We start from the raw sequence: 14,556 nt of genomic DNA, 5'->3' as shown, positions 1-14,556 counted from the left end.
ATTGTCTGATAAATTGTTAAAGAGCAGTGAGTTAGGCGCTTTCGCTTGCTAACTCGAGGTGGCGTATATTACGCTTTCCTCTTTCAGAGTCAACCCTAATTTTCAGGATTTTTTCTCTGCGACCCCCGGATACTCTGTGAAGTTGTTCACATGTTCCGTGTCGATGGAGGCGCATTATAGGGAGTTCCTCGCAGGCCGCAACAGGTATTTTCAGCAAAAACGATCGTTCGCTGCATTCCACAGCAAAACCCCGCCTTATACCCACTTGCGCACAGTGTTATCCACAGATGCGATTTGCACGGAAAATTTACGAGCGCCACGCAAACGTTTTCGCTACAATTCCCCGCGACGAAACGATCCCCCTTTTTATGGGGGCGCTACCTGAATATGTGCCTGACCCTCCCTTTATAAGGCAAAAAACCCTTCCTTATAGAGAGAACGAGGTGGACATTCACGTAACGCTCTTTAATTGCGACTCAAAGCCAAGGGATAAAACCATGCAACAACCTCGTCCAATCCGCCGGGCCCTGCTCAGCGTGTCTGACAAAGCCGGTATCGTTGAATTCGCCGAAGCGCTTTCCCAGCGCGGCGTTGAACTGCTCTCCACCGGCGGCACCGCCCGCCTGCTGGCAGACGCCGGTCTGCCCGTTACCGAAGTTTCCGACTACACCGGCTTCCCGGAGATGATGGACGGACGAGTTAAGACCCTGCACCCGAAAGTTCACGGCGGTATCCTCGGCCGCCGCGGCCAGGACGACGCGGTCATGAATCAGCATGACATCCAGCCTATCGACATGGTGGTCGTCAATCTGTACCCGTTCGCCCAAACCGTGGCGCGCCCAGATTGCTCGCTGGAAGACGCGGTCGAAAATATCGATATCGGCGGCCCGACCATGGTGCGCTCCGCCGCCAAGAACCATAAAGACGTCGCCATCGTCGTGAAGAGCAGCGACTACGCCGCCATCATTACCGAGATGGACAACAACGACGGCTCGCTGCGCTATGCCACCCGCTTCGATCTCGCCATCAAAGCCTTCGAACACACCGCCGCCTACGACAGCATGATCGCCAACTACTTCGGCGCGCTGGTGCCGGCGTACCACGGCGAGACCGAACAGCCGTCCGGCCGCTTCCCGCGAACCCTGAACCTCAACTACATCAAGAAGCAGGATATGCGTTACGGTGAGAACAGCCACCAGCAGGCCGCCTTCTATATAGAAGAAGAGGTAAAGGAAGCGTCCGTCGCGACCGCCGAGCAGCTGCAGGGCAAAGCGCTGTCCTATAACAACATCGCCGATACCGACGCCGCGCTGGAATGCGTGAAAGAGTTCGCCGAACCGGCCTGCGTGATCGTCAAGCACGCCAACCCTTGCGGCGTGGCGATCGGCGACGACATCCTGGCCGCCTACGAGCGCGCTTACCAAACCGACCCGACTTCCGCCTTCGGCGGCATCATCGCCTTTAACCGCGAGCTGGACGCCGCCACCGCGCAGGCGATCATCAGCCGCCAGTTCGTGGAAGTGATCATCGCGCCAAACGTCACCCAGGAAGCGCGCTCCCTGCTGGCCGCCAAACAGAACGTGCGCGTGCTGGCCTGCGGCCAGTGGCAGCAACGCGTGGCGGGGCTGGACTTCAAGCGCGTCAACGGCGGGCTGCTGGTGCAGGATCGCGATCTCGGCATGGTGACCGCCGCCGATCTGCGCGTGGTATCCGAGCGCCAGCCGACCGAGCAGGAACTGCGTGACGCGCTGTTCTGCTGGAAAGTGGCCAAGTTCGTGAAATCCAACGCCATCGTTTATGCACGTGACAATATGACCATCGGCATAGGCGCCGGCCAGATGAGCCGCGTTTATTCCGCCAAGATCGCCGGCATCAAAGCGAGCGACGAAGGGCTGGAAGTGAAAGGATCCGCCATGGCCTCCGACGCCTTCTTCCCATTCCGTGACGGCATCGATGCCGCCGCGGCGGTCGGCATCACCTGCGTGATCCAGCCTGGCGGCTCAATCCGCGACGACGAAGTGATCGCCGCCGCCAATGAACACGGCATCGCAATGATCTTCACCGACATGCGTCACTTCCGCCATTAATTCCTTTTGCCGCGTGCGCTCCGGCGCACGCCATTCGTGGAGCCCCTGATGAACATTTTGATTATCGGCAACGGCGGGCGCGAGCACGCGCTGGCCTGGAAAGCCGCCCAGTCTCCGCTGGCGGACAAAGTCTACGTTGCGCCGGGCAACGCCGGCACCGCGCTGGAAGCCAATCTGGAGAACGTGGCGATCGCCGCCACAGATATCCCTGCCCTGGTCGCGTTCGCCCAGAGCCATGACATCGGTCTGACCATCGTCGGGCCGGAAGCGCCGCTGGTGATCGGCGTAGTCGACGCCTTCCAGGCCGCCGGTCTGAAAATCTTCGGCCCGTCGCAGGCCGCCGCGCAGCTCGAAGGCTCTAAAGCCTTCACCAAGGATTTCCTGGCGCGCCACCGCATCCCGACCGCCGAATATGAAAACTTTACCGAGGTGGAGCCGGCACTCGCCTATGTGCGCCGCAAAGGCGCACCGATCGTCATCAAAGCCGATGGCCTGGCCGCCGGTAAAGGCGTGATCGTCGCGATGACGCTGCAGGAGGCGGAAGAAGCCGTGCGTGACATGCTGGCCGGCAACGCCTTCGGCGACGCCGGTCATCGCATCGTAGTGGAAGAGTTCCTCGACGGCGAAGAAGCCAGCTTCATCGTGATGGTCGATGGCGAGAACGTGGTGCCGATGGCCACCAGCCAGGACCACAAGCGCGTCGGCGACGGCGACACCGGCCCGAACACCGGCGGCATGGGCGCCTACTCTCCGGCGCCGGTCGTGACCGACGAAATCCACCAGCGCGCCATGGATCAGGTGATCTGGCCGACGGTGCGCGGCATGGCGGCGGAAGGCAATACCTACGTCGGCTTCCTGTATGCCGGCCTGATGATCTCCGCCGACGGCCAGCCGAAGGTGATCGAATTCAACTGCCGTTTTGGCGATCCGGAAACTCAGCCGATCATGCTGCGCCTGCGCTCCGATCTGGTGGAGCTGTGCCTGGCGGGTGCCGAAGGCCGCCTGAACGAGAAAAGCTCTGACTGGGACGAACGCCCTGCGCTCGGCGTGGTGCTGGCGGCCGGCGGTTATCCGGGTGATTATCGCAATGGCGAGGTGATCCAGGGGCTGCCGCAACAGGAAAGCGCCGACGGTAAGGTCTTCCACGCCGGTACGCGCCTGCAGGGCGATGACGTCGTCACCAGCGGCGGCCGCGTGCTGTGCGTGACGGCGCTGGGCGACACCGTGGCGCAGGCGCAGCAACGCGCTTATCAGCTGGCGGAAGGCATCCAGTGGCCGGGCAGCTTCTGCCGCAAAGATATCGGTTATCGCGCGATTGCGCGCGGCAAGTGATTTGACCTGATAAGGTCATGGCAAGAGGCTCCGCAGCGCGGGGCCTTTTTTATAGCTGGTCTTCTTTCGGTTCCCAGCTGCAGAAGTCGTCGTTCGCCACCAGCAGCAGTTCACTGCCTTCCGGCGCTTCCAACCAGGCGACACTCACCGGCCGGCTGCTGCTGCGGGCGCGTTTTTCGATCCAGCCGATGGCGGTGGCATCCAACCCAGGTTTTAAGCGCTGGCCGTCGCAGGTTTGCACCTCGCCCTGCATCCAACGCCCCTGCAGCAATTTCACCTTGCCGGCGCGCAGCGCATTGCTGACCTCGAGGATACGTCGCGCCTGATATTGGTACAGTGCTATCTCATCGCTGGTCAGCGGTTCGCGGCGTGTCGCCAGCTGGCGCTGCATAAAGCTCACCGTGCCGTCGTCGGCAAAGCGCAGTTGAATGGAGTCTCGATCGCCGTCGGCATCGTTGCGTTTGATTTGGCGCAGCACGTCGCCCTGATAGGTGTACAACGTAGTGATGGTGCCCGGCCCCCGGTAGGGACTATAGACACTGACCAGCACCTGCGGACGATGTTGCTCATCGTCTTTACGCCACAGGCGTATCACGCCCTGATCGGCCACAAAGCCGCTGGCGGTAAAGCTGGGAATATCGGAATGGAAACTGCAGGCGCTCAGACCGAGGGCGATGCCGGCGGCCATGAGCACCCGACGAGTAAACAAAAGGGGCGCCATCGCCCCTCTGTTTAATCTTTTCACCGAGGCGCGGTCTTATTTAACAGCGTCTTTCAGTGCTTTGCCAGAAACGAACGCAGGCACGTTGGCTGCTGCGATTTTGATTTCTTTGCCAGTCTGTGGGTTGCGGCCAGTGCGCTCGCTACGATGGTTTACTTTGAAAGTACCGAAGCCAACCAATTGTACTGCATCACCTTCTTTCAGAGACTCAGTAATAGCAGCCAGGGTGGATTCCAGAGCCAGTTTAGCTTGTGCTTTGGAAAGGTCAGCCTTGTCCGCGATTACATCAATCAGTTGAGTCTTGTTCATAAGTTATCCTTACAGTGTGTTTATCGTTTGCAAAGCATCGAGTGCGACGGATATGCCGATTGACAGCACTCTCCTGCATACACGCACCGATAGCCACTTTTTTTACGCCCCCCAAATGTAGACCAGACAGGGTGCGGATGTGAAGCCTTAAGGCATGACAAATCAGGCGTTAAATCACGTTTTGCTGCCTTATTGCGCTAAATTTATCCCGATGTTGCTGACACCGGCCTCTCGCAGGTCGGATCGCAGCCCCTTGATCAGGTCTATATCGCGCTCTTCACAGGCGTCCAACAGGCGGAAAATTTCCCATTGAATGTCCCATTCTTCCTCTACCGCAGGCAAACTGCCCAACTCTTCGTCGGTCATTTCCTTACCGGCTTGAGTCATTTCCAACATCGCCACGGTGCGAATCGATGTTTCGCTGATGGCGATGGCGTGCTCCAGCGTCTCCCCGCCGAGCCGCGAATGGATCAGTTCCCCTAATGCGATACAGGCATCAATTGCCGGGTAAACGCCGTAAAGATCGTAATCTTCCGCCGACGGAATCGCCTCTTCCAACTTCTCGAGCTGGCTGTCGAAGTTGACCTTGGCGTCCTTCACCACCAGCGTTTCCCACACCAAATCCAGAATGCGGCGATAAACCGCCGGATCGCCGAACTCGGTCTGTTTGCAGAACATCTGGTAATTCGGGTACATACGCTCGCACAAACTGGCCATAAAGGTCAAATGTTGCCAAGCCTCGTGCCGTTCCAGACGTAAATGAATCGGGTTACGTAGCATGCTTTACTCTCTTACGCGTTATCTGCGGCGCAGTGTACCCGAAATCGCTCATGGCGACACCTCCGGATGCTGCTGCAACCAACGCTGAAACGCCGGACGGCGCGACGCGATGGCATCAGCCCAACGGGTCGGCTCCGGCAAACGGTAGCCCGCCATGCAGCGTTGCACCCACGCCAGCGCGCTGTCGGCGCCCACGCGGTGACCGGTAGAGATGAACAGCGGGTTGCAGCGCGTCTTGCTGCGCCATACCCAGCCCAGCTGTTCACCCTTATCTTCCAACGGCGCCAGCGCACCGACGGCGGCCTCCAGCGGTGCGAATTTGCCGCACAGGCGCTTCTTGGCCACGCCGATGGTCGGCACATCGACCAGCAGGCCGAAATGGCTGGCGACGCCGAGACGCCGCGGATGCGAAATGCCATGCCCATCGACGAAGATCAGCCCCGGCTTTTGCCGCAGCTGTGCCCAGGCGGCCAACAGCGCCGGGTATTCGCGAAACGACAGGAAGCCCGGGATATAAGGCATGACGGTGGCGATACGCGCCACCTGATACTCCACCAGCTCCAGCGACGGATAGCGCAGGATGGCGATGGCGGCACGCGTCACCGCCCCCTCCTGCTCGAAGCCCACGTCGGCGCCGGCGATGAAGGCCGGCGGGTCGGCCGGCAGATCGTCGTAGCGAATGACTTCAGCCGCGCGCCGCAGCTGTTCGGCGCGCAGGGCCTGCATATCGATCACATCGAATCCTTAACGGTGGTATTTCGCCGACTGCGCGTGCACCGCCTCGACGAAGGCGCCGGCGTGCTCAGGCGGCACATCCTGATGGATGCCGTGGCCCAGGTTGAACACATGGCCGTTGCCGTGGCCGAAACCGGCCAGAATGGTCTCCACTTCTTCCGCGATGCGCGCCGGAGAAGCATAGAGCATCGACGGATCCATGTTGCCCTGCAGCGCCACTTTATCGCCCACGCGCCGACGCGCGTCGGCGATGTCGGTGGTCCAATCCAGCCCCAGCGCATCGCAGCCGGTGGCGGCCATCGCCTCCAGCCACTGCCCGCCGCCTTTGGTGAACAGCGTCACCGGCACGCGGCGGCCGTCATTTTCACGCAGCAGCCCGTCGACGATCTTGTGCATGTAGTGCAACGAGAACTCGCGGTAATCGCGCCCGGTCAACACGCCGCCCCAGGTGTCGAACACCATCACCGACTGCGCGCCGGCCTTGATCTGGGCGTTGAGGTACAGGATCACGCTGTCCGCCAGCTTGTCCAGCAACAGGTGCAGCGTGGCCGGTTCGGCATACATCATCTTCTTCAGCTTGGTGAAGGCCTTGCTGCTGCCGCCCTCAACCATATAGGTAGCCAACGTCCACGGGCTGCCGGAGAAGCCGATCAGCGGCACTTCGCCCTTCAGCTCGCGGCGGATGGTACGCACCGCGTTCATCACATAGCCCAACTCCACTTCTGGATCGAACACCGGCAGTTTGTCGACGTCAGCACGGCAGGTGATGGGTGAGCTGAAACGCGGGCCTTCGCCGGCTTCAAAGTACAGGCCAAGCCCCATGGCGTCGGGAATGGTGAGAATGTCGGAGAACAGAATGGCGGCGTCCAGCGCATAGCGGCGCAGCGGCTGCAGCGTAACCTCACAGGCCAGCTCCGCGTTCTTGCACAGCGACATGAAATCACCGGCCTGGGCGCGGGTCGCCTTGTACTCCGGTAAATAACGACCGGCCTGGCGCATCATCCATACGGGGGTCACATCCACCGGCTGGCGCAACAGCGCGCGCAGGTAGCGATCGTTCTTCAACTCAGTCATTTATGGGGCTCCCTTAATAATCTGCCGGCCATTGTACATTATTCTGCCCGGCACAGCGCCACGGTGTCCTCAATCAACCGGCGCGCCACGGTGCCGGGCGGCGGCAACAGTGGCAGTTGGTCGTAGCGATACCAGCCGGCGTTGAGCAGCTCCTTGGGGTCGTGTCGAAGGTCACCCTGATGGTAATCGGCCATAAAGGCCATCATCAGCGAGTGCGGGAACGGCCAGGGTTGTGAGGTGACGTAACGCAGGTTCTTGATTTCGATATTGCTCTCTTCCATCACTTCGCGCGCTACCGCCTGTTCCAGCGTTTCGCCCACCTCGACGAAGCCGGCCAGCACCGTATGGATGCCGCCGCGATGGCGCACGTGTTGCGCCAGCAGGATCTGATCGTCGCGCCGAATGGCAACGATCACGCAGGGCGCAATCTGCGGGTAGTACCGCTCTTTGCAGTGGCCGCACAGGCAGGCGCTTTCGGAGCGGCTGAGGTGCATCTCATGGCCGCAGTAGCCGCAATAGCGATGAGAGCGGTAGAAATCCGCCAACTGAACGCCGCGCCCGGCAAGCTGGAACAGACCGCGATCCTGATCCAACAGCTGACGCACCGATCCCATCTCCCGCGGCATCGCCTGGCGTACCAGCCAGACCGGCGCGCCCTCCCATTCACCGATGGTGCGCGCCATGTGGCCCTGCAGCCCGAGGGCGGCGGCCGTCCCCGACGGTAATTCACCGTTCGGTAACCAAAGTTTGCTTTCATGGCTGACGATCCACCAGCCGTTTTCATTGCCCGTTAATGCAAGTTCCATATCGTTGTTGCACAACCTCAGCTTCACTGGCACTCTACAAATCGGCTTTGTTACATTTTAATAACTTACCGGTTACTTTTGTTACTTACACGGAGTCAAACATGCTCAACCGTTTGGAAAGGCTGACTCAGCGCGTTGGCGGTAGTAATGAATTAGTTGATCAATGGCTTCAGGCCCGCAAACAGTTGCTGGTCGCCTACTGCACGCTGGTAGGCCTCAAACCGAATAAAGAAAAGCATACGCCGCTGAATGAAAAAGCGCTGGAGAACTTTTGCCACAACCTGGTGGATTACCTCTCCGCAGGGCATTTTCATATCTATGACAGAATTATCAAACAAGTGGAAGGCGCAGCCAGTCCGAAAATGTCGCTGGCGGTGAACATCTATCCCAAGCTGTGGGCCAATACTGAACAGATCATGGCGTTCCACGATCGCTATACCGAAGTGGATATCGATCAGGAGGTTTGTCTGGAATTCCACCAGGCCTTGTCGGATATCGGCGAAACGCTGGCGGCGCGCTTTGCGCTGGAAGATAAGCTGATCCAGTTGGAAGCAGAAGCCGCGCAGCAACCGCTGCCGGACCAGACGCTGGATCCGGCGCGTTAAAATTTTATAGTTTTTTTTCATATCCCTCCTATACTGGGGGGCATCTTGTCGGAGTGCCTAGCGCCTGATTTGTTCATCGAATCAGCCAGGCTGAGACCGTTAATTCGGGATCCGCGGAACCTGATCGGGTTAATACCCGCGAAGGGAACAAGAGTAATCTATCGCCACAGGCACGGCCTCCCCCTTGCGGGCGCCCTGCCTTATCGGCCACCATCATTACTCCCTCCGAGCTCCAGACAAGCAACTTTCCCAACCCAACACACTGGTAGGAACTTGCTATGTCTAACATTAATCCACCGCGCGCCCGTAAAGCGCAACGCGAAGCCGCCCAGCAGTTTATCGACACGCTGCAAGGCATGGCTTTCCCAAACTCACGCCGCATCTACCTACAGGGCTCGCGCCGCGATATCCAGGTGCCGATGCGCGAAATTGAGCTCAGTCCGACCCTGGTCGGCGGCAGCAAAGATAGCCCGCAGTATGAACAGAACGAGGCGATCCCGGTATATGACACCGCGGGCCCCTACGGCGATCCGCAGGCCGAGCTCGATGTGCACGCCGGCCTGGCCAAGCTGCGCGCCGGCTGGATCGACGCGCGCGGCGATACTGCGACCCTGAGCGGCGCCAGTTCCGGCTTCACCCAACAGCGTCTGGCGGACGAGGGGCTGGATCACCTGCGCTTCGAACATCTGCCGCTGCCGCGCAAAGCGCTGCCGGGCAAGTGCGTGACCCAGCTGCACTATGCCCGCGCCGGCATCGTCACCCCGGAGATGGAGTTTATCGCCATCCGTGAAAACATGGGGCGCGAACGCATTCGCGGCGAGGTGCTACGCCACCAGCATCCGGGTCAGGGCTGGGGCGCCAACCTGCCGGACAACATCACGCCGGAGTTCGTGCGCCAGGAAGTGGCCGCCGGCCGCGCCATCATTCCTGCCAACATCAATCACCCGGAGGCGGAGCCGATGATCATCGGCCGCAATTTCCTGGTGAAGGTGAACGCCAATATCGGCAACTCGGCGGTCACGTCGTCGATCGAAGAAGAGGTGGAGAAGCTGGTGTGGGCCACCCGCTGGGGCGCAGACACCGTGATGGATCTCTCCACCGGCCGCTATATTCACGAAACCCGCGAGTGGATCCTGCGCAACAGCCCGGTGCCCATCGGCACCGTGCCTATCTACCAGGCGCTGGAGAAGGTCAACGGCGTGGCGGAAAACCTCACCTGGGCGATGTTCCGCGATACGCTGCTGGAACAGGCGGAACAAGGGGTCGATTACTTCACCATCCACGCCGGCGTGCTGCTGCGCTATGTGCCGATGACCGCCAAACGCCTGACCGGCATCGTGTCGCGCGGTGGCTCGATCATGGCCAAATGGTGCCTGTCGCACCATCAGGAAAACTTCCTCTATCAGCACTTCCGTGAAATCTGCGAGATCTGCGCCGCCTACGACGTTTCGCTGTCGCTCGGCGACGGCCTGCGCCCCGGCTCGATTCAGGACGCCAACGACGAAGCCCAGTTCGCCGAGCTGCATACGCTGGGCGAGCTGACCAAAATCGCCTGGGAATACGACGTGCAGGTGATGATCGAAGGCCCGGGCCATGTGCCGATGCAGATGATCCGCCGCAATATGACCGAAGAGCTGGAACACTGCCACGAAGCGCCGTTCTACACCCTCGGCCCGCTGACCACCGATATCGCCCCGGGCTATGACCATTTCACCTCCGGCATCGGCGCGGCGATGATCGGCTGGTTCGGCTGCGCCATGCTGTGTTACGTCACGCCGAAAGAGCACCTCGGCCTGCCGAACAAAGAAGACGTCAAACAGGGCCTGATCACCTACAAGATCGCCGCCCACGCCGCCGATCTGGCCAAGGGCCATCCGGGCGCGCAGATCCGCGATAACGCCATGTCCAAGGCGCGTTTCGAATTTCGCTGGGAAGATCAGTTCAATCTGGCGCTCGATCCGGCCACCGCGCGCGCCTATCACGACGAAACCCTGCCGCAGGAATCCGGCAAGGTCGCCCACTTCTGCTCAATGTGCGGGCCGAAATTCTGCTCGATGAAGATTTCGCAGGAGGTACGCGACTACGCCGCCGCCCAGGAGGCCGCCAAGCCGATCGAGGTGCAGCTGACCGGCATGGAGAAAATGTCCGCCGAATTCCGTGCCCGCGGCAGCGAGCTGTATCACAGCGCCGGCACCCTGCAAGAGGAGACAAACAATGACTGATATCACGACCCCCTTCCCGGCAACGCCCCACAAGCTGGGACTCTACCCGGTCGTCGACAACGTGGAATGGATCGCTCGCCTGCTGGAGGCCGGCGTTACCACGATCCAGCTGCGCATCAAGGATTTGCCTGACGAGCAGGTCGAAGAGGATATCGCCGCCGCCATCGCGCTGGGCCAGCGTTATCAGGCACGGCTGTTCATCAACGACTACTGGCGGCTGGCGATCAAGCATGGCGCCTACGGCGTGCATCTGGGCCAGGAAGATCTCGATACCACCGATCTGGCTGCCATTCACCGCGCCGGGTTGCGGCTCGGCGTGTCCACCCATGACGACGCCGAACTGGCGCGCGCGCTGGCGGTGAAACCGTCCTACATCGCGCTGGGGCACATCTTCCCCACCCAAACCAAAGACATGCCTTCGGCGCCGCAGGGGCTGACGGAGTTGAAACGCCACATCGCCGGCCTGGCGGATTACCCGACGGTGGCGATCGGCGGGATCAGTATCGATCGCGTACCGGCAGTGCTGGCGTGCGGCGTCGGCAGCGTGGCGGTGGTCAGCGCCATCACCCAGGCGCCGGATTGGCGCGCGGCGACGGCCGAGCTGCTGCGGCTGATCGAAGGCGAGGGGTCGAGCGATGCTTAACGATCAGGAATTCCTGCGCTACAGCCGCCAGCTGCTGCTGGAGGACGTCGGCCCGGAAGGCCAGGAGAAACTCAAGCGCGCCACGGTGTTGATCGTCGGTTTGGGCGGGCTCGGTTCCCCGGCTTCGTTGTACCTGGCCGCCGCCGGCGTCGGCACGCTGCTGCTGGCCGACGACGACCAGCTGCACGTCACCAACCTGCAGCGGCAAATCCTCTACCGCAGCGCCGATACCGCCACCGGTAAGGCGGCGCTGGCGCAACGCCACCTGCAGGCGCTGAACCCGTTGGTGGAATCCATCCCGCTGGCGCAACGGCTACAGGGGCAAGCGCTGCGCGACGCGGTCGCCCGCGCCGATCTGGTGCTGGACTGCTGCGACAATATGGCGACCCGTCATGAGGTCAATGCCGCCTGCATCGCCGCCGCCAAGCCGCTGATCAGCGGCAGCGCGGTCGGTTTCAGCGGCCAGCTGCTGGTGCTCGAGCCGCCCTATGCGCACGGCTGCTACGCCTGCCTGTATCCGGAGCAGGAAGAACCGCAGCGCAACTGCCGCACTGCCGGGGTACTCGGCCCGGTGGTCGGCGTAATCGGCACCCTGCAAGCGCTGGAGGCCATCAAGATGCTGGCCGGCATGCCTTCCTCCCTCAGCGGGAAACTGCGGCTGTTCGACGGTAAGCAGCAGAGCTGGAGCACGCTGCAACTGAGCCAGGCCCGCGCCTGCCCGGTATGCGGAGGCGCAGCATGAAAATCCGGCTGAACGACCAACCGCTTGAGCTGGCGCAGCCGCTCAGCGTCGCCGCCCTGCTGACCCAGTTGGAACGCCACCAGCCGGGCACCGCGCTGGCGATCAACCAAACCATCATTCCACGCGCCGACTGGGCCGATCATCAGGTGCAGGACGGTGACGACATTTTGCTGTTTCAAGCGATCGCCGGAGGCTGACATGCTGAAAATCGCCGATACCACTTTTACCTCGCGCCTGTTCACCGGCACCGGCAAGTTCGCCACCCCGGCGTTGATGCTAGAGGCACTGGCGGCCTCCGGCTCTCAGCTGGTGACCATGGCCATGAAGCGCGTCGATCTGCGCGGCGGCAACGACGCCATTTTGGCACCGCTGCAGCAGTTGGGCGTCAGGCTGTTGCCCAACACCTCCGGCGCCAAAACGGCCGCCGAGGCGGTGTTCGCCGCCCGGCTGGCGCGTGAAGCGCTCGGCACCCACTGGGTGAAGCTGGAGATCCATCCCGATGTGAAATACCTGCTGCCTGATCCGATAGAAACGCTGAAAGCGGCGGAAACGCTGGTGAAAGACGGTTTTGTGGTGCTGCCCTACTGCGGCGCCGATCCGGTGCTGTGCAAACGGCTGGAAGAGGTAGGCTGTGCGGCGGTGATGCCGCTCGGTGCGCCTATTGGCTCCAACCGCGGTCTGCGCACCCGTGACTTCCTCGAAATCATCATCGAGCAAGCCAAGGTGCCGGTGGTGGTAGACGCCGGCATCGGCGCGCCAAGCCACGCGCTGGCGGCGATGGAGCTGGGTGCCGACGCGGTGCTGGTGAATACCGCCATTGCCGTGGCGCGCGATCCGGTGCAGATGGCACGGGCGTTTCGCCTGGCGCTGGAGGCCGGCGAGCTGGCACGCAGCGCCGGATTAGGCTCCAGCCAGCGCGGCGCGGTCGCGTCCAGCCCGCTGACCGCTTTTCTCAGCCAGCCAGAGGAGGCGCAATGATGGCCGACGATTTCAGTAGCCGCTGGCAACAGCTGGATTGGGACGACATTACGCTGCGCATCAACGGCAAAACTACGCGCGACGTAGAGCACGCGTTGAACGCCGACAAGCTGACGCGCGACGACTTTATGGCGCTGATCTCCCCCGCCGCCGCGCCGTATCTGGAACCGCTGGCGCAGCGCGCACAGCAGCTGACCCGCCAGCGGTTCGGTAACGTCGTCGGCTTCTATGTGCCGCTGTATCTCTCTAACCTGTGCGCCAACGACTGCACCTACTGCGGCTTTTCGATGAGCAACCGCATCAAGCGCAAAACGCTGGATGCGGCGGAGATCGCACGCGAGTGCGAAGCCATCAAGGCGCTGGGGTTCGAACATCTGTTGCTGGTCACCGGCGAACATCAGACCAAGGTTGGCATGGACTATTTCCGCCAGCACATCCCGACGATCCGCCGGCACTTCAGCTCGCTGATGATGGAAGTGCAGCCGCTGGCGCAGGAGGAATACGCCGAACTGAAAACGCTGGGCCTGGACGGCGTGCTGGTGTACCAGGAAACCTACCATCCGGCCACCTATCTGCAGCACCACCTGCGCGGCCAGAAGCAGGATTTCCATTGGCGCCTGGCCACGCCGGATCGCCTGGGGCGCGCCGGGATCGACAAGATCGGCCTCGGCGCATTGATCGGTCTGTCCAACAGTTGGCGCACCGACTGCTACCTGCTGGCGGAACATCTGTTCTACCTGCAGCAAACCTACTGGCAGAGCCGCTACTCGATCTCGTTCCCGCGTCTGCGCCCCTGCGCCGGTGGCATTGAACCGGCGTCGATCATGAGCGAGCCTCAGCTGGTGCAGCTGATCTGCGCCTTCCGGCTGTTCGCGCCAGACGTTGAGCTGTCGCTGTCTACCCGGGAGTCGCCTTACTTCCGCGATCATATGATCCCGGTGGCGATCAACAGCGTCAGCGCCGGATCCAAGACGCAGCCCGGCGGCTATGCCGATGACGTACCGCCGGAGCTGGAACAGTTCGAACCGCACGACGGCCGCACGCCGCAGCAGGTCGCCGAGGCCATCAGCCACGCCGGGCTGCAGCCGGTGTGGAAAGACTGGGACGGTTATCTGGGACGCGGCGCGCAATAAACAGCAACGTTTGCCGCCGTGTGAAGAAAACGCTGGAGCGGCCGCGCAATGCCGAACGGCAGCGCTGGCGCCGGCAAACGCGCCGACTATAGTGGCCTTGCCGACCGCCAAACCCGGCGTCGGCCGGGGCCGTCACCCTCTCGATGGCCCCGCCTTATCCCATCCCGGATCGCGCCGGAGATCCTCGTGCGCGACTCCGGCCCTCGTCCGCGGCAACGCGCATATGCCGTATCGCGGCCTGTAAGGGCGTACGGGTAGGTTGTCTTGTCGGTTAATGGGCTGTCAGAAAGATGCGATATCTGCGTTCGGTATTCACTTAGGAGTGATATTCATAGGGCGCTATTGCGGCAGAACAGTGAGGAACGAGGAAAAAAGAAGATACAGCGACG

Annotated in this window: 15 protein-coding genes and 1 riboswitch; of the genes, 9 read left to right on the top strand and 6 right to left on the bottom strand. The window is 61.6% G+C overall.

From position 1 onward, the window contains the following. Positions 1–497: 497 nt before the first annotated feature. Together purH and purD are read left to right on the top strand one after the other, a co-directional pair. Positions 498–2,087 (top strand): bifunctional phosphoribosylaminoimidazolecarboxamide formyltransferase/IMP cyclohydrolase, encoded by a 1,590-nt coding sequence (purH, locus tag ACJ8J4_RS24410; RefSeq protein WP_089181545.1) that lies wholly within the window; start codon positions 498–500, stop codon positions 2,085–2,087. 48 nt (positions 2,088–2,135) lie between these two features. Continuing rightward, the gene (gene purD, locus ACJ8J4_RS24405) at positions 2,136–3,419 is read left to right on the top strand and encodes a phosphoribosylamine--glycine ligase (RefSeq protein ID WP_015376331.1); all 1,284 of its coding nucleotides are present in this window, start codon (positions 2,136–2,138) and stop codon (positions 3,417–3,419) included. Positions 3,420–3,468: 49 nt separating this feature from the next. Here purD and ACJ8J4_RS24400 read toward each other — a convergent pair whose 3' ends face one another. From ACJ8J4_RS24400 to nudC, 6 genes are all read right to left on the bottom strand, one after another. Beyond that, positions 3,469–4,140 carry a DUF1481 domain-containing protein gene (locus ACJ8J4_RS24400; RefSeq protein ID WP_080271274.1) on the bottom strand — a complete coding sequence of 224 codons (672 nt, stop codon included), beginning with the start codon at positions 4,138–4,140 and terminating at the stop codon, positions 3,469–3,471. A 36-nt stretch (positions 4,141–4,176) separates the two neighbouring features. Further along, positions 4,177–4,449 carry a nucleoid-associated protein HU-alpha gene (hupA, locus tag ACJ8J4_RS24395; RefSeq protein ID WP_004929874.1) on the bottom strand — a complete coding sequence of 91 codons (273 nt, stop codon included), beginning with the start codon at positions 4,447–4,449 and terminating at the stop codon, positions 4,177–4,179. Positions 4,450–4,638: 189 nt separating this feature from the next. After that, on the bottom strand, positions 4,639–5,229 hold the full coding sequence (locus tag ACJ8J4_RS24390; RefSeq protein WP_025304951.1) for a YjaG family protein: 591 nt from the start codon (positions 5,227–5,229) through the stop codon (positions 4,639–4,641). Positions 5,230–5,277: 48 nt separating this feature from the next. Beyond that, the gene (nfi, locus tag ACJ8J4_RS24385) at positions 5,278–5,964 is read right to left on the bottom strand and encodes a deoxyribonuclease V (RefSeq protein ID WP_127147041.1); all 687 of its coding nucleotides are present in this window, start codon (positions 5,962–5,964) and stop codon (positions 5,278–5,280) included. A 9-nt stretch (positions 5,965–5,973) separates the two neighbouring features. Further along, complete coding sequence (gene hemE / locus ACJ8J4_RS24380) at positions 5,974–7,038, bottom strand: uroporphyrinogen decarboxylase (RefSeq protein ID WP_025304949.1); 1,065 nt, start codon at positions 7,036–7,038, stop codon at positions 5,974–5,976. Positions 7,039–7,076: 38 nt separating this feature from the next. After that, entirely contained in the window at positions 7,077–7,844 is a 768-nt protein-coding gene (nudC, locus tag ACJ8J4_RS24375; protein WP_025304948.1) for an NAD(+) diphosphatase, read from the bottom strand. Between the two features lie 101 nt (positions 7,845–7,945). Here nudC and ACJ8J4_RS24370 point away from each other — a divergent pair, with 101 nt between their 5' ends. From ACJ8J4_RS24370 to thiH, 7 genes are all read left to right on the top strand, one after another. Continuing rightward, on the top strand, positions 7,946–8,449 hold the full coding sequence (locus ACJ8J4_RS24370; protein ID WP_016929420.1) for an Rsd/AlgQ family anti-sigma factor: 504 nt from the start codon (positions 7,946–7,948) through the stop codon (positions 8,447–8,449). Between the two features lie 39 nt (positions 8,450–8,488). Further along, positions 8,489–8,613, top strand: a riboswitch (TPP riboswitch). 114 nt (positions 8,614–8,727) lie between these two features. Beyond that, positions 8,728–10,671, top strand: coding sequence for a phosphomethylpyrimidine synthase ThiC (thiC, locus tag ACJ8J4_RS24365; RefSeq protein WP_043143687.1), 1,944 nt, complete (start codon positions 8,728–8,730; stop codon positions 10,669–10,671). Continuing rightward, the gene (thiE, locus tag ACJ8J4_RS24360; protein WP_043143686.1) at positions 10,664–11,314 is read left to right on the top strand and encodes a thiamine phosphate synthase; all 651 of its coding nucleotides are present in this window, start codon (positions 10,664–10,666) and stop codon (positions 11,312–11,314) included. Before thiC ends, thiE begins: the two co-directional genes overlap by 8 nt. Then, positions 11,307–12,056: a HesA/MoeB/ThiF family protein gene (locus tag ACJ8J4_RS24355; protein WP_004929883.1), complete on the top strand. Its 750-nt coding sequence runs from the start codon at positions 11,307–11,309 to the stop codon at positions 12,054–12,056. Before thiE ends, ACJ8J4_RS24355 begins: the two co-directional genes overlap by 8 nt. Beyond that, complete coding sequence (gene thiS / locus ACJ8J4_RS24350; protein ID WP_016929423.1) at positions 12,053–12,253, top strand: sulfur carrier protein ThiS; 201 nt, start codon at positions 12,053–12,055, stop codon at positions 12,251–12,253. The genes ACJ8J4_RS24355 and thiS overlap by 4 nt, the downstream gene beginning before the upstream one ends. 1 nt (position 12,254) lies before the next feature. Continuing rightward, the gene (locus tag ACJ8J4_RS24345) at positions 12,255–13,034 is read left to right on the top strand and encodes a thiazole synthase (RefSeq protein WP_025304945.1); all 780 of its coding nucleotides are present in this window, start codon (positions 12,255–12,257) and stop codon (positions 13,032–13,034) included. Continuing rightward, positions 13,034–14,167: a 2-iminoacetate synthase ThiH gene (gene thiH, locus ACJ8J4_RS24340; RefSeq protein ID WP_043143695.1), complete on the top strand. Its 1,134-nt coding sequence runs from the start codon at positions 13,034–13,036 to the stop codon at positions 14,165–14,167. The genes ACJ8J4_RS24345 and thiH overlap by 1 nt, the downstream gene beginning before the upstream one ends. Positions 14,168–14,556 lie beyond the last annotated feature (389 nt).

The sequence above is a fragment of the Serratia sp. CY47280 genome, assembly GCF_052168655.1.
GTDB classification, from domain to species: Bacteria; Pseudomonadota; Gammaproteobacteria; order Enterobacterales; family Enterobacteriaceae; genus Serratia; species Serratia bockelmannii.
The sequence above is the reverse complement of the archived record's forward strand: the minus strand, read 5'-3'. Positions and strand labels throughout refer to the sequence as shown.

What these genes read in the sequence shown, in the direction of transcription:
- purH (WP_089181545.1), top strand. Translation starts at nt 498, where the DNA reads ATGCAACAACCTCGTCCAATCCGCCGGGCCCTGCTCAGCGTGTCTGAC.
- purD (WP_015376331.1), top strand. Translation starts at nt 2,136, where the DNA reads ATGAACATTTTGATTATCGGCAACGGCGGGCGCGAGCACGCGCTGGCC.
- ACJ8J4_RS24400 (WP_080271274.1), bottom strand. Translation starts at nt 4,140, where the DNA reads ATGGCGCCCCTTTTGTTTACTCGTCGGGTGCTCATGGCCGCCGGCATC.
- hupA (WP_004929874.1), bottom strand. Translation starts at nt 4,449, where the DNA reads ATGAACAAGACTCAACTGATTGATGTAATCGCGGACAAGGCTGACCTT.
- ACJ8J4_RS24390 (WP_025304951.1), bottom strand. Translation starts at nt 5,229, where the DNA reads ATGCTACGTAACCCGATTCATTTACGTCTGGAACGGCACGAGGCTTGG.
- hemE (WP_025304949.1), bottom strand. Translation starts at nt 7,038, where the DNA reads ATGACTGAGTTGAAGAACGATCGCTACCTGCGCGCGCTGTTGCGCCAG.
- nudC (WP_025304948.1), bottom strand. Translation starts at nt 7,844, where the DNA reads ATGGAACTTGCATTAACGGGCAATGAAAACGGCTGGTGGATCGTCAGC.
- ACJ8J4_RS24370 (WP_016929420.1), top strand. Translation starts at nt 7,946, where the DNA reads ATGCTCAACCGTTTGGAAAGGCTGACTCAGCGCGTTGGCGGTAGTAAT.
- thiC (WP_043143687.1), top strand. Translation starts at nt 8,728, where the DNA reads ATGTCTAACATTAATCCACCGCGCGCCCGTAAAGCGCAACGCGAAGCC.
- thiE (WP_043143686.1), top strand. Translation starts at nt 10,664, where the DNA reads ATGACTGATATCACGACCCCCTTCCCGGCAACGCCCCACAAGCTGGGA.
- ACJ8J4_RS24355 (WP_004929883.1), top strand. Translation starts at nt 11,307, where the DNA reads ATGCTTAACGATCAGGAATTCCTGCGCTACAGCCGCCAGCTGCTGCTG.
- thiS (WP_016929423.1), top strand. Translation starts at nt 12,053, where the DNA reads ATGAAAATCCGGCTGAACGACCAACCGCTTGAGCTGGCGCAGCCGCTC.
- ACJ8J4_RS24345 (WP_025304945.1), top strand. Translation starts at nt 12,255, where the DNA reads ATGCTGAAAATCGCCGATACCACTTTTACCTCGCGCCTGTTCACCGGC.
- thiH (WP_043143695.1), top strand. Translation starts at nt 13,034, where the DNA reads ATGGCCGACGATTTCAGTAGCCGCTGGCAACAGCTGGATTGGGACGAC.